Source organism: Cystobacter fuscus DSM 2262 (genome assembly GCF_000335475.2).
Classification (GTDB): Bacteria; Myxococcota; Myxococcia; order Myxococcales; family Myxococcaceae; genus Cystobacter; species Cystobacter fuscus.
The window spans coordinates 418242-430549 of record NZ_ANAH02000011.1 but is presented as its reverse complement, the minus strand read 5'-3'; the positions used below and the strand labels follow the sequence as shown (position 1 = coordinate 430549).

At 68.7% G+C, this 12308-nt stretch carries 13 protein-coding genes; 7 read left to right on the top strand and 6 right to left on the bottom strand.

The features are described 5' to 3' along the window. Window positions 1-4: 4 nt before the first annotated feature. Window positions 5-841 carry a dihydroneopterin aldolase gene (locus tag D187_RS22045; RefSeq protein WP_002622807.1) on the bottom strand — a complete coding sequence of 279 codons (837 nt, stop codon included), beginning with the start codon at window positions 839-841 and terminating at the stop codon, window positions 5-7. Then, a complete protein-coding gene (locus tag D187_RS22040) occupies window positions 838-1563 on the bottom strand; it encodes an SDR family oxidoreductase (protein ID WP_043430960.1) in 726 nt (241 codons plus the stop codon). The genes D187_RS22045 and D187_RS22040 overlap by 4 nt, the downstream gene beginning before the upstream one ends. Before the next feature lie 142 nt (window positions 1564-1705). Between D187_RS22040 and mutM the strand changes: the two genes are divergently transcribed. Then, on the top strand, window positions 1706-2560 hold the full coding sequence (mutM, locus tag D187_RS22035; protein WP_002622805.1) for a bifunctional DNA-formamidopyrimidine glycosylase/DNA-(apurinic or apyrimidinic site) lyase: 855 nt from the start codon (window positions 1706-1708) through the stop codon (window positions 2558-2560). A gap of 26 nt (window positions 2561-2586) precedes the next feature. On the opposite strand, the gene D187_RS22030 is transcribed toward mutM, so the two are convergent. The 4 genes from D187_RS22030 to D187_RS22015 all read right to left on the bottom strand — a co-directional run bounded on the left by D187_RS22030 (window position 2587) and on the right by D187_RS22015 (window position 6580). Then, window positions 2587-3750 carry a 4-hydroxyphenylpyruvate dioxygenase family protein gene (locus tag D187_RS22030; protein WP_002622804.1) on the bottom strand — a complete coding sequence of 388 codons (1164 nt, stop codon included), beginning with the start codon at window positions 3748-3750 and terminating at the stop codon, window positions 2587-2589. Between the two features lie 50 nt (window positions 3751-3800). Then, entirely contained in the window at window positions 3801-4448 is a 648-nt protein-coding gene (gene maiA / locus D187_RS22025; RefSeq protein ID WP_002622802.1) for a maleylacetoacetate isomerase, read from the bottom strand. Further along, a complete protein-coding gene (locus D187_RS22020) occupies window positions 4445-5422 on the bottom strand; it encodes a fumarylacetoacetate hydrolase family protein (protein WP_002622801.1) in 978 nt (325 codons plus the stop codon). Before D187_RS22020 ends, maiA begins: the two co-directional genes overlap by 4 nt. A 159-nt stretch (window positions 5423-5581) precedes the next feature. After that, window positions 5582-6580, bottom strand: coding sequence for a hypothetical protein (locus tag D187_RS22015; RefSeq protein WP_002622800.1), 999 nt, complete (start codon window positions 6578-6580; stop codon window positions 5582-5584). A 250-nt stretch (window positions 6581-6830) separates the two neighbouring features. On the opposite strand from D187_RS22015, the gene D187_RS22010 reads away from it, so the two are divergent. The 6 genes from D187_RS22010 to D187_RS50215 all read left to right on the top strand — a co-directional run bounded on the left by D187_RS22010 (window position 6831) and on the right by D187_RS50215 (window position 12273). Continuing rightward, a complete protein-coding gene (locus tag D187_RS22010; protein ID WP_002622799.1) occupies window positions 6831-8165 on the top strand; it encodes a sensor histidine kinase in 1335 nt (444 codons plus the stop codon). Window positions 8166-8310: 145 nt separating this feature from the next. Further along, window positions 8311-8502: a hypothetical protein gene (locus D187_RS22005; protein WP_002622798.1), complete on the top strand. Its 192-nt coding sequence runs from the start codon at window positions 8311-8313 to the stop codon at window positions 8500-8502. Between the two features lie 116 nt (window positions 8503-8618). Further along, on the top strand, window positions 8619-8792 hold the full coding sequence (locus tag D187_RS55360; protein ID WP_002622797.1) for a hypothetical protein: 174 nt from the start codon (window positions 8619-8621) through the stop codon (window positions 8790-8792). 266 nt (window positions 8793-9058) lie between these two features. After that, complete coding sequence (locus D187_RS22000) at window positions 9059-9580, top strand: hypothetical protein (protein ID WP_020918195.1); 522 nt, start codon at window positions 9059-9061, stop codon at window positions 9578-9580. Between the two features lie 36 nt (window positions 9581-9616). Next, on the top strand, window positions 9617-10366 hold the full coding sequence (locus tag D187_RS21995; protein ID WP_002622794.1) for a hypothetical protein: 750 nt from the start codon (window positions 9617-9619) through the stop codon (window positions 10364-10366). Window positions 10367-10401: 35 nt separating this feature from the next. After that, window positions 10402-12273 carry a tetratricopeptide repeat protein gene (locus D187_RS50215; RefSeq protein WP_002622793.1) on the top strand — a complete coding sequence of 624 codons (1872 nt, stop codon included), beginning with the start codon at window positions 10402-10404 and terminating at the stop codon, window positions 12271-12273. The last annotated feature ends 35 nt before the right edge of the window (window positions 12274-12308 follow it).

The window sequence follows — 12308 nt, the reverse complement described above, 5'->3', positions numbered from 1 at the left end:
CGGCTCATCCGGGACCCGGCGCATCCCGCCCGGAAGCCGCCTGCTCGTCGCGCGGGTAGTACGCGTGCCCGGGCACGGGCTGGAGGCCCTCCACGGGCAACTCCGTCGCCGGCCCGGCCGGCAGCATCAGGCGGGGCCGGGCCACGCACAGCACCGTCTGCTCGCTGCCCGTGGGGTTGTCATAGCGGTGCGCCATGCCCCGCGGCCAATGGAAGGCCGTGCCACGCGCCACCGGCTGGCCCTGCGCCAACAGCCCGGAGCCCAGCACCAGCTCGCTCTCCTCTCCCTCTGGATGCGCGGGCATGGAGAGGACACCGCCGGGCTTCACGCGCAGACGATAGACGCCATAGCCGGTGCCCTCGTGCAGCACCTCCACGCGCCCGAACGACGCTTCCCGCTCCGCGTAGACCATCTCCCGCGCCGCGCGGTGCACCTGGAGCGAGGGCACCACCAGGCCACCGAGCGCCTGGGGCTTGGTGATGCGCACGGAGGCGGCCTCCAGGCGCGTGCGGGGCGAGTCCTCGCGGGGAGGCACGAGGAGGTAGTGGCACACCGCCTCCGCCGCGGACTCCAGCAACTCGAAGCGGCAGGCCTCCAGCAGGAAGCGCAGCTCTCCGGCGAGCCGCCCGTAGTGCACCGTGTCCCCGAGCCTTCCGCTGGCCCCGGCCGAGCGCGTGTCCAGGAAGAGCGCCACGTCGAGCCGCAGCGGCTGGGCCGCCACGCGCTCGCGGTTGTAGATGCCCACGATGCAGTCCACCGTGAGGCCCCGCAGCGCGATGATGTCCAGCGGCCGGCCCCGGTCGTCCATCACCTGGGGGGGATGAAAGGCTTCCGCGCTCACAGTTGCGCGCTCCGGCCACCGTCCACGGCGATCACCTGCCCGGTGACATACGGCGCCTCTCGGGCGAGGAAGAGCACGGTGCGGGCCACGTCCTCCACGCTGCCCTCGCGGCCGAAGGGGATGCGCGCGAGGATGGCCTCGCGCTCGGCGGCGCCGAAGTCCTCCGGAAAGGCCACCGTGCCGGGAGACACGGCGTTGACGCGCACGTGCGGCGCCAGCTCCACCGCCAGCGCCCGGGTGAGCATGATGAGCGCGGCCTTGCTCACCGTGTAGTGCGCATACCCGCTCTCCGCCCGCTCCCCGCCGATGTCGGTGATGTGCACCACCAGCGGCTGCGTGCCCTGGCGCAGGGATGGCAGCAGCGCCTGCGTCAGGAAGAAGGGCGCCTCCAGGTTCACCCCGAGCATCGTCCGGTACTGCTCGCGGGAGATGGCGCCGAAGGCCACCCGCTCGTAGAGCCCCGCGTTGTGCACCACCACGTCCAGGGCCGGGTGCTCCGCGCGCACGCGCGCTCCCAGTTCATCCACCGCGCCGGGCTGGGACAGGTCCGCCGCGTAGAGCCAGACACGGCGGCCGAGCGCCCGCAGCTCCTCGGCCAGCGCTTGCGCCGGTTCCATGGAACGATTCACGTGGAGCGCGAGGTCATACCCGGCGCGGCCCAGCGCACGAGCCACCGCGCTGCCCACGCGGACTCCAGCCCCTGTGACGAATGCGGTCCCCATATGGGCGGCATCCTTATCGCGGGCCGAGCAGGCGGGCGAGCCCCTCGACCCACCCCACCCCAAAAGTCCCTTCGTCCGGGATGACCGGTTGAGTCTCCCCCGCTGGCTGCTTACGTTGAACGGGAGAGGAGGACTCCAGGCCATGGCGGAAGTGCCCGAGGTGGAAACGCTGGTGCGCGACCTGCAACAAGCGGTGGTGGGACGGTGCTTCACCGGCGCGGAGGTGCTCGAGCCCGCGGCGGTGCGCTTCCCCTCGCACCGGGAGCTGTCCTCGCGCCTGGAGGGACGCCGTGTCACCGCCGCGCGGCGGCGGGCCAAGCTCATGCTCCTGTCACTGGACGACGGCCAGGTGCTGGCCCTCCACCTGATGCTCTGGGGCAACCTCGCGCTGCGGCCCGTGAGTGGCACGCGGCCCGAGGCCACCCTCGTCGTGTTCGGCCTGGACGGGGGTGAGGAGCTGATCTTCAGCGACACCCTCGGCTATGCCCGGGCCGCGCTCGCCCCCGCGGACGAGCTGGCCGAGCGCCTGAAGCTGTCCGAGCTCGGGCCCGAGGCGCTCGCGGATGACTTCACCCCCGAGCTGCTCGCGCGGCAACTGCGCCGGCGCCGGGGGCCGCTCAAGACGGTGCTCCTCAACCAGCGCGTCCTCGCGGGGCTCGGCAACCGCGACGCCGACGAGAGCCTGTGGAGCGCGGGCCTCCATCCCCGCCGCGCCGCCGCCTCGCTGACGCCGCCCGAGGTGGGCCGCCTCCACGAGGCCATCCGCGAGGTGCTCGACGAGGGCATCCGCCTGCGGGGCACCCAGCGGGATCTCTTCGGCGTCCAGGGACAGGCCCGTCACCACCGCCACGTGTTCGGCCGCACGGGCGAGCCCTGTCCCCGCTGTGGCACGCCGGTGCACGCGAGCAAGCTCGGCGGCCGCAACACCCACTGGTGCCCGCGCTGCCAACCCGAGCACCCGTCCACCCACGCGCCCGCCCTGCCCCTGGGGCCCTGAACCACGAGCCCCGGGGACTTCCCGGGTCAGACCCGTCCTTGCGCCTGCTGCGCGCGCTCGATGCTCTCGAAGAGCGCGCGGAAGTTGCCGAAACCGAAGCCCTGGTCGCCCTTGCGCTGGATGAGCTCGTAGAAGAACGGACCCGCCTTCTGGTCCTTGTAGAGCCCTGCCCCATCCTGCATGAAGATCTGCAGCATGTAGCTGTGCTCGCCGCCACCATCCACGAGCACCTGCAGGTCGCGCAGCACCTCGACGTCCTCGTCGATCTTCTTGATGCCCAGCTTCTGGATGTGCTCGGGCAGCCCGTCGTAGTAGGCGCCCGGCGTCGGCATGAAGTTCACGGCCTTCGAGTCCCTCATCTCACGCACCGTGGTGAGGATGTCCTTCACGATGAGCGCCAGGTGCTGCACGCCATCACCCCGGTGGTCCTCGTTGAAGAGGTTGACCTGCGAGGCCTTGAAGAACGGGCGCAAGGGCTCGTTGTTGGCGAACTTCACCCGGCTCGCCGGATCCCACATCACCTCGGAGCGCAGGCCCGAGCCGTGCGAGCGCTTCTGCTGCGCCTTCACGTCCTCGGTGTGGAACTGCACCTCCCAGAACTTCTCGAAGCCCATCACGTGCTCCATCCACAGGAGCATGGGCTTCATCGTCTGGAAGTTGGTGGTGATGTGGTCCACGTGGCTGAAGCCGTAGCGGTTGGTGCCCCCGCGCGGCTCGGGGTGCGCCACGAAGCCCGGATAGAGCGGCTGATACCCGTCGCGCTGGATGAAGCGGAAGGTGGTGTCGCCAAAGGGCGTGGTGATGGAGAACTGGGCGAGCTTGCCGCCCTTCTCGTCCGTGTAGCGCTCGATGTCGTTGATGAAGGTGGCGCCACGCTCCTCCAGCAGGCGGAAGGCCTTCTCGATGTCCTCCACCTGGAAGTTGAGCGTGCCCACCCCGTCCGGGTGCTTGCGCAGGTAGCGCCACGCCCGGCCGCCCTCGCCCACCGGCTGGCTCACCACCAGCACGATCTGCCCCGCCTGGAAGACGGCGGACTTCTGCTTGCCCTTGGCCTCCAGCTCGGGGGAGGACACACCCCGCTCCGTGAAGTCCAGACCGTTCACGTAGAAGCGGCGGCTGCGCTCCAGGTCGGACACATACCAGTGAACGCTCTCCAAACCCTTGATGCCCAGCGATTCAAGCTTTGCCATGAGTCATCGGCTCCTTCGGTGCGTGGCGATTGGATACTGCGAAAACCATTTCAAGCGGGGACGGCGTCGGGCTGCCGTTCCGCGTGAGCCGCCTGGAAGGCGGGAAGGGAGGCACACGCCGCTTCCACGCGGGTGAGCAGTCCATACGGCTGGAGATCGACCCCAAAACGCCGGGCGGAATAAAGCTGCGGCACCAGGCACGCGTCGGCGAACGACACGCTGTCCCCCACACAGTAACGGCCCGCCGTCTCCTGGGCCATCGCCTGGAACGCCGCCAGCCCCCGGGCAATCCAATGCGCGGCCCAGGCCTTGTCGTCCGCGTTGCACTCGGTCTTGACGCGCTGGAGCACCGTCAGGTTCTGCAGCGGCTGGATGCCCGAGTTCACCACCTCCGCCAACATCCGGGCCCTGCCCCGGAGAAAGGGGTCGGCGGGCAGCAGGGCAGGCGAGGGATGACGCTCCTCGAGGTACTCGAGGATGGCCATGGACTGGCTCAGGCGGTGGACGCGGCCCCCCTCGGTGACCTCCAACAGGGGCACCGTGCTCAAGGGGTTGAGAGCCCGGTAGGCCTCGGAGTGCTGCTCGCCACCGTCCTTCACCAGGTGCACGGGCACGTACTCGTAGGACAGACCCTTGAGGTTCAGCGCGATGCGCACCCGCCACGAGGAGGACGAACGCCAATAGTTATAGAGCCTCATCCCGCCACCACCTTCTGGGAAATGCGGCCGAACAGGCTCGTGCCCTCCGGGCCGAACATCTCGATGTCGATGGTGTCGCCCACCTTCATGAAGGGCGTCCGGGGCGCGCCCTGCTCGATGGTCTCGATCATCCGCCGCTCGGCGAGGCAGGAGATGCCCCGGGCGCGCTCCTCGTTGGACACGGTGCCGCTGCCGAGGATCGTCCCCGCGGTCAAGGCGCGCGTCTTGGTGATGTGCTGGATCAAATCGAAGAAGGAGAAGTGCATCTCCGGGCCGGCGTCCGTGTCACCCACCACCTGGCCATTGAGGGTGGAGCGCAGGCGCAGGTGGACCCGGCCGTCCTTCCACGCCGCGCCCAGCTCGTCCGGGGTGAGCGCGAAGGGGCTGAAGGCGGTGGAGGGCTTGCCCTGGAAGAAGCCAAAGCCCTTGGCGAGCTCGGCGGGGATGAGGTTGCGCAGGGTGATGTCATTGCAGAGCATCACCAGCTTCACGTACTGGCCCGCGTCCTTCGCCTGGGTGCCCAGCGGCACGTCACCGAGGATGACGGCCACCTCGGACTCGAAGTCCAGGCCCCAGCTCTCGTCGGGCAGCACCAGGTCCTGCGTGGGCGCGAGGAAGGTGCCCGAGCCGCCCTGGTAGACGAGCGGATCCGTCTTGAGCGTGGCGGGGGGCTCGGCGTTGCGCGCCTTGCGCACGAGCACCACGTGGTTGAGGTAGGCGCTGCCGTCCACCCACTCGTAGGCGCGGGGCAGGGGCGAGTGCAGGGCGCGCACGTCGAGCGGCTCGCCGCGCACGCGGCCGGACTCCAGGTCCTCGGCCAGGGCGCGCAGCCGGGGCTCCAGCGCGTCCCATTGATCCAACGCGGCCTGGAGCGTGGGAACCACGGAGGTGGCGGGCACGAACGCCGACTGGTCCCGCTTGACGACGATGAGCCGTCCGTCGCGCGTTCCGTCCTTGAGGGTGGCGAGCTTCATGTATCGGGCTCCTGGCAGGTGGCTTGCCCCCCGGCTTTTCCGTGCCGGAGCACGGGGTGTCAAGCGGAAGGCGGGCACCTCGCACCGCGTCATGCGGAGCATCGCTCATGCGATGCCAGGACTTCACTTCATGGACACCATTCAGCTCGCGGGAAGGTCTCACTCCAGACAGGTGAGCGTCAGCTCCATCACCGCCACCACACGGCCCCCCACCGACGCCCAGCAGTCGAAGTAATGGTCACGGCCCTTCACGGCCAGCCGGTGGGCGTCGAAGCGCACCGTCTCTCCGGCGTGGGCGAAGCTCTCGGTGCGCACATCCCCGCGCGTCACGAGGTAGCGAGCCGGCGGCTGGCCCTCCCCCTGGCCCAGCAGCGTGCCCGCCAGCCCACACAGGCCCTCCACCACCGCCGCCATGGGCAGCACCGGGAACAGCTCGAAGTGACCCCGGCACAGCTCCGGACCCACCGGACCGAGCGTGCCCCGCAGGCACTCCCCCTCGCGCACCACGTCCCGCAGGGACGGAAGCGGAACCTGGACGGCGGGGTCCCGACACGGGCCCTCGAGCCGGGGATCCTGCCGTGTCCCCTGGAACAGCCGCACGAAGGACTCCGCGTGCAGCACGTTGTAATCCACACCCATCGCGAAGAGCGGCTGGCCCTCGGGATCCGACAGCAGCGCGTGCGCGATCGCCGTGCGCCGCTGGTTGAACTCCGCCTTCGCCGAGCCGTGCAACGGCTGGGTGGCCTGGGGCAGCGGCCCCTCGTGGAGCCGCTCCACCCACGCGCGCCGGGGCAGGTAGCAGTGCGGACCCTCGCTCGGGTTCACCAGCGACGCCGCGCACGCACCGAGGACCGACAGGTGCCGGTACACCTCCGAGGCAGGCAGGGGCGACCCCTCCGCCCCCGGCCGCGGCTCCACGGGCAGACGCGCCATCACCTCACCCCGCCCTACCGCCTTCACCTCCTGCGGCGCGAAGTAGGGCGCACTCACACAGATGCGCGCGAACAACTCCGGCCGGCTCAGCTCCCGCTGGGGCTTTTCCCCTTCGGGCGCGAAGGGCAGGTGGCCTCCCCAGAGCGTCATCAACGCGGGAGTCGCCAGCGTGGAGATGGCGGGCGAGCACGACATGCCCGTGGAGAACCGGGGGGCGCGTCCCATGTGGAAAGCCTCGGGTGTGGAAAGCCTTGGTGAAGAGACCCACCCGAGCGGGATGGGTCCGTGGCGACAGCGAACGTGCCAGCGCCGACACAAGGAGAATTCTATCCCATTCAGGGGGTGACGTCTTGATTTGTCCCCTATCGAGCAACCCCATGAAAACCCTGGGACCGCCGCGCGGGCCCCCATTCGTTCTCACCGTGTGAGAGCCCACCCGGGAGGCACGAATGCGACGTGTAGGATTCACTTCGCCATGGGACCCGACCTCTCCGACACGAAGGCCATGCGGGAAGTCCAGAGGAAGAGCTACTTCAACGGAGCGGCCTGTCTGGTGGGCGCGCTGCTCGTCCACTGCGCGGTCACCTGGAGCCTCTCCCCCGCGCTCGTGGGCTCCCTGTTGTTTTTCATCCTGGTCTACGTGGGGCTCGGCCTGGCGCTGGAAAGAGGCTGGTTCGAACCAGAGCAGTTGGGGGTGCCGAGCGGACTCGTCGGGCTGCTGTGCGCGACGACACTCGTGCACTTCAGCGGCGGACCCCTCAGCCCCTACTTCCACGTGTTCGGCGCCCTGCCCTTCATGCTGGCCCTGTTCACCCCGGGCAGCCAACTGCCCACGCTCGTGAGCGGAGGGGCGGCGCTCCTCGCGGTCCTGCTCGTGGGCGTGCTGGCCCAGGTGCCACCGAGCACGTTGGTGCTCCAGGCCTTCAGCTCGCTCGCGCTGCTGTGGCTGGCCCTGTTCGGCACGCGCGTGTACCGGCGAATGATCGCCGCGCAGCAGGAGTCCCACCAGTCCCGTCTCCAGGTGCTGGAGCAGCTCGCGGAGAGCGAGCGCCTGCGGGGACGCGCCGAGCGGGAGCGCGCCGAGGTGGAGCGGCTCGTGCTCATGGGACAACTGGCCGCGGGCGTGGCGCACGAGGTGAACAACCCCCTGGCCTTCGTGAAGGCCAACCTGAGCTTCCTGCGCGGCGAGGCGAACCACGGCGGCATCCCCCGCATGGAGCCGTGGGAGCTGTGCGAGCTGCTCGAGGAGACGTTGCAGGGGGTGGTGCGCATCCAACAGATCGTCACGGACCTGCGCGGCTTCTCGCGCTCCGGCCAGTTGGGCGAGGCCGAGGAGGGCGTGCTGGAGGAAGCCCTGCACGAGGCGAGGCGTCTGGCCTCGGTGCGACTGGGCCGGGAAGGCGAGGTCGCGTTGGAGATCGAACCGGAGCTGTCGGCGGTGCGGCTGAGCCAGCGGCACATGGTGCAGGTGATGGTCAACCTGCTGCTCAACGCCGCGGACGCGGTGGAGGCCGCGCACCCCCCGCGCCACGCGCACATCACGGTGAGCGCGCGGCGGGAAGGACAAGCGGTGTGCCTGCGGGTGGAGGACAACGGACCGGGCATCCCCCCGGAGGTGCTGCCCCACATCTTCGATGCCTTCTTCACCACCAAGCCCCCCGGCAGGGGCACGGGGTTGGGGCTCGCCCTGTGCAGTGAGTACGTGTCGCGGGCCGGGGGCACACTCCACGCGGAGAACCGCCCCGAGGGCGGCGCCCGCTTCGTGATGCGCTTGCCCCTGGTGGCGCAACCCCCTCCCGGTCCGTCATGAGGGCAGGCGGGCGATAGTGGACTTCGCGGCGGGGAGGACGTCGAGAATCTACCCGCCCCGCGGAATGGGGTGCCGCACGAGGGGCTCGGGATTATCTTCCAAGAAGTCCCGATACGACAGCCACCTCAACGCAGGGAGCCACGCCATGACGTTCGCCGCTCTCGCCGTCCAGGATGCATGCCTTTTCAATGAGGCCGCGGAGACACTCGCTCAGGTATACGCCATCCTCTTCGAGGAGGGGAACTCCAGCAAACTCAGCCGTTTCGCGCGCATGCCGGGAGCCCCCGGCTGCTTCGTTCAAATCCCTCCCGCCTCGCGCGCGAAGCTGCGCGGCTGAGGCGCACGCGGGCCGCGCGTCTTCCCCGCCTGCTCTCCCCGCGGGCGCCCGGCGCGTTGTCTCCTCTTCGCCGTGCGCCCGCCGTGTTCAATCCCCACCTTTGGATGACAACGGAGGTGGTCGACATCGCAGGCGTTCGCGCATCCAAGGCCAAGAAGATGCAGGCCGAGGCAGCCCAGGCTTCAGACCGCTCGCGCAAGGGGCGGAACAAGGTGCCCAAGGTGTCCCGGGCCGACAAGAAGAAGGGCAGTGAGTCCCGCGGAAGAGGAGGCCAGCCGCCGCGAGGCTAGGACACATCCGCTCCACAGAAGAGGAAGCGACGACGTCCGGCGCGATGGAGTTCCGTGAACCCGGCTCCGTCCGCCTGGACGTCCGAGCCGACACCTCCGGACGGCACGAGGACGGCGCCGGTCAAGCGGACCACGGAACGATACACTCCTCCGCGCGCTCGCCCGGTCCGGGGGCAGGTGATAGAAGCCAGCGCCATGTCGCGCCGCGACCTCTGGCGACAACTCGACAACTCTACGAGCGATTCGACCCGGAGTTGCCCGCCCCCATGGAATGGCGGGCTCCCCGTCCGCACAGTCCAGCGAAGAAGATGTTGGAGACGTTGGATCAACCCTTCGGCATCCCGCGCATCCTGCTGATGGGAACGGTGGGCACGGGGAAGACGACGGAGTTGATGCGCGTCGCCGAGGAGCGCGAGCAACGCGAGCTGGTCGTCTTCCTGGACCTCGAGCGGCACTTCGCCAACGTGGTGAAGGATCCCAACGCGCTCTACCGTATCCAGGCGTGGGAGGTGTGCTTCCTCGCGGGACTGGCGCTGGTGTTCCGATTCAAGGAGCGGTTGGGAACCGAGCTGGACCCGGAGATGGTGAAGCAACTCGGCCAGGCCTGGCAGGGGCTGGCGGAGGCCACCAAGACACCCGCCCCCCAACTCGACCTGGGCTCATTCGCGAAGGAAGCCCTGGACCTGGGGGCGACCCTCGCCACCACGGGAGCGCTGGGCCCGGAGGCCGCCGGAGCGGCCCTGGCGCTCAAGGGTGCCAAGACCGTGATGGGTTCCCTGCGAGCCTAGACCTGGAACCTGCCGCTGGGACGCAGTGAGAAGGCGGTGCCCGACCAGGACCGGCAGGTGCAGGAACTCCTCGGTGCCGTCAACCTGCTGTTGGGCGAGGTGCAGCAGAAACACCGCAAGGTGCTGCTCGTCATCGATGGCCTGGATCGCATCCGGGATCTGCCTCGCGCCAAGGCGCTCTTCGTCGAGTCACAGCTCCTCTCCCAGCTCATCTGTCCCCTGGTGGTGTGTGGCCCCTTCGCGCTCCGCCACGACGTCGCCACGGCCGGAGTGCGCGGCTTCAAGGCCAACGCGCTGGTGAACGAGCCCGTGCTGAACCATGACGACCCGAGCCAACCTGGGGACGGAGTGGGCTTCTTCCGCGAGCTGTACGCGCAGCGGGTGAACGACCTGGGGAACGAGGCCCTCGGACTGGTGAGCCCGGAGTTGCTCGGTGAACTCGCCTATCGCTCGGGTGGGAGGGCCAGGGATTTCGTCCGATTCATCCGCTCGCTGTCCGAGGTGGCGTGGGACCAGGATGCTCCCGCCGCGACTCCGGAGTTGGTGAAGCAGGTATTGGATGAGTGGCGATTGAGGCAGGAGACAGGACTGAACACGGATCACATCCGACTCCTGCAAGAAGTCATGAAGGATCCGCAGCACCTGCTACCGCCAGGAGAGCTGGCGCATGAGCTGCTCGACTACCAACACCTGCTGCCCTACCCCAACGACTCGGAATGGTACTACCCCCATCCGCTCCTGACGATGCATCTGGTCCGGCAACCCCCGGCTGGCTCCGCAGACTGAAGGTCTCGCTCGGGCTGTCTCGCGCCGGGCTGCTGGTGCTGGTGGACCACGCCCGCCCCGAGCGGTTGGGGGAGTTGGTGCGGGCGCTGTTGCCCATCTCCCCGGAGCTGGAGGTCCACACCGAGGCCCAGCAACTCGTGGAGACCCGTCCCGGCTCGACGCTGGTGCTGATTCCACGCGCGGAGGACGCGGACTGGCTGAACATCAACCGGCCCCTCTTCGCCTCGCGTGCGCTGCGCGTGGTGCTGTTCTGCACGCGCGAAGTGTCCGTGGCGCTGTCGCGGGGCGCCGTGGACTTCCTCGACTGGGTCTCGCTCCGGTTGGAGTGTCCCGCGGGGCCGCCTCCGTACGCGGTGGCGGGACTCCGCCGTGCGCTGGCGGCCCGGGTGCCCGGCATCGTCTGGACGGGAGGCAACCTGGAGGCGAGCTTCGCGGTGGCGAGGCCCCACCGGGTGATTAGGAAGGTCAGCGCGACACGGCCGTACGCGGAGCTCGTCGCGGAGATCAGGGCGAGCGGTCCCGGAGAGTGGCTCGCGTGGACGGACGTGGATGGAGACTTCCGGCTCCGGCGGGTGCGCTGGGCGCTGGCCGAGGCGAGGCGCCAGACACGGACCCTCCTGGTCGAGCCATCTGTGCGATCCCCGGGTTGGTGGGAGGTCCATGGTCAGGTCGCGGAGCCAGGAGAAGCCTACGAGCGGTTGAGGAAAGCCGGAGCGAAACAACCGGGCCGGCTAGCCGCGCTGGTGGACCTGGAGCCCGAAGCCATCCAATTACTGGGCGATCTCCTGGAACGAGGTGTCGGCGATCACTCCTTGGAGGGGGCGATTCTGAAGGAGACAGATCCGGGTGCGACCGTGGGGCGGCTGGCCTCCGCGCATGGGCTGGTGACAGAGAAGCAGCTGGCCCGAGGAAGCGCACCGCCTCCCTCCATGAGGGCATTTGGAGCGGAGCGCGACGGGATGCGGCGGCGGCACCGGGCGGAGTTGGAAACCATCGAACGGCGATTGAGCCAAGGGGAGCGGGTAGACGCCGAGGATTTCAAGTGGTGGTCCGCGTGGGCGAAGGCACTCCCCTCTCAAGAATGGATCAAAGGCATTGGGGCGAGGGATGAGATCGCTGAAATACTGCTTCGGTGCTCTCCTCGGACAGAATGGCTTTGGAGCCAAGTAGCACTCAGGGCCCTCACCGTACAGGACCTCGATGTGGCTTACGTCTGGGCTAGACGTGCAGTGGATGCCGATCCAGAGCACTGGGTACTGCTCGTCCGGGTGTTCAGCTCACGAGGTCAACTCGCGGAAGCCGAGTCGCTTCTTCGCCATCAACTCAATTCAACCGAGCAGGTCCATCCCGCGGTTCGTGCACGGATTCTCCACGAACTGGGCTATGTCCTTTACGAACGAGGCCATTACGCAGAAGCGGAGACACTTCTGCGCCAGTCGCTTGCCATTCTAGAGCAGTCGCTCGGCCCGCGAAACGTCGACTACGCCAATTCGCTTCACGAGCTGGCCAGGGTACTCGCCAGTCATGGCCGTTACAGCGAGACGGAGGAGTTGCTGCGCCAAGCTCTTGCCATCCAAGAGCAGGCGCTCGGGCCTCAACATCCCAAACTCTGCGCAACCCTGGCGAACCTGGGCTTCGCTCTAACTCTGCAAGAGCGTCCACAGGAAGGAGAGCCGTTACTGCGCCGCTCCGTTGACATCGCTCGTGAGACCTGGGGTCTACACCATCCCGAGACAGCCCAGGCACTCGACCTGTTGGCGAAAACCCAGGCCGCGTTGAGAAAGCCCGAAGCCGTCACGACAGCCCATCAGGCCATGGAAGCACTGCTGCACTCCCTGGGCGAAGAGCACCCCATCACGAAGAATTCACTCCCCGGACTGCGCCGCATCATCGCGGGCGGTGAATGAATTAGCCGACGACTGGCTCCGCCCCCACGCCGCGA

Bases quoted from the DNA above. Each gene is read 5' to 3' on its own strand.
- D187_RS22040 (WP_043430960.1), bottom strand. From the start codon at position 1,563: ATGGGGACCGCATTCGTCACAGGGGCTGGAGTCCGCGTGGGCAGCGCG.
- mutM (WP_002622805.1), top strand. From the start codon at position 1,706: ATGGCGGAAGTGCCCGAGGTGGAAACGCTGGTGCGCGACCTGCAACAA.
- D187_RS22030 (WP_002622804.1), bottom strand. From the start codon at position 3,750: ATGGCAAAGCTTGAATCGCTGGGCATCAAGGGTTTGGAGAGCGTTCAC.
- maiA (WP_002622802.1), bottom strand. From the start codon at position 4,448: ATGAGGCTCTATAACTATTGGCGTTCGTCCTCCTCGTGGCGGGTGCGC.
- D187_RS22020 (WP_002622801.1), bottom strand. From the start codon at position 5,422: ATGAAGCTCGCCACCCTCAAGGACGGAACGCGCGACGGACGGCTCATC.
- D187_RS22015 (WP_002622800.1), bottom strand. From the start codon at position 6,580: ATGGGACGCGCCCCCCGGTTCTCCACGGGCATGTCGTGCTCGCCCGCC.
- D187_RS22010 (WP_002622799.1), top strand. From the start codon at position 6,831: ATGGGACCCGACCTCTCCGACACGAAGGCCATGCGGGAAGTCCAGAGG.
- D187_RS22005 (WP_002622798.1), top strand. From the start codon at position 8,311: ATGACGTTCGCCGCTCTCGCCGTCCAGGATGCATGCCTTTTCAATGAG.
- D187_RS22000 (WP_020918195.1), top strand. From the start codon at position 9,059: ATGGAATGGCGGGCTCCCCGTCCGCACAGTCCAGCGAAGAAGATGTTG.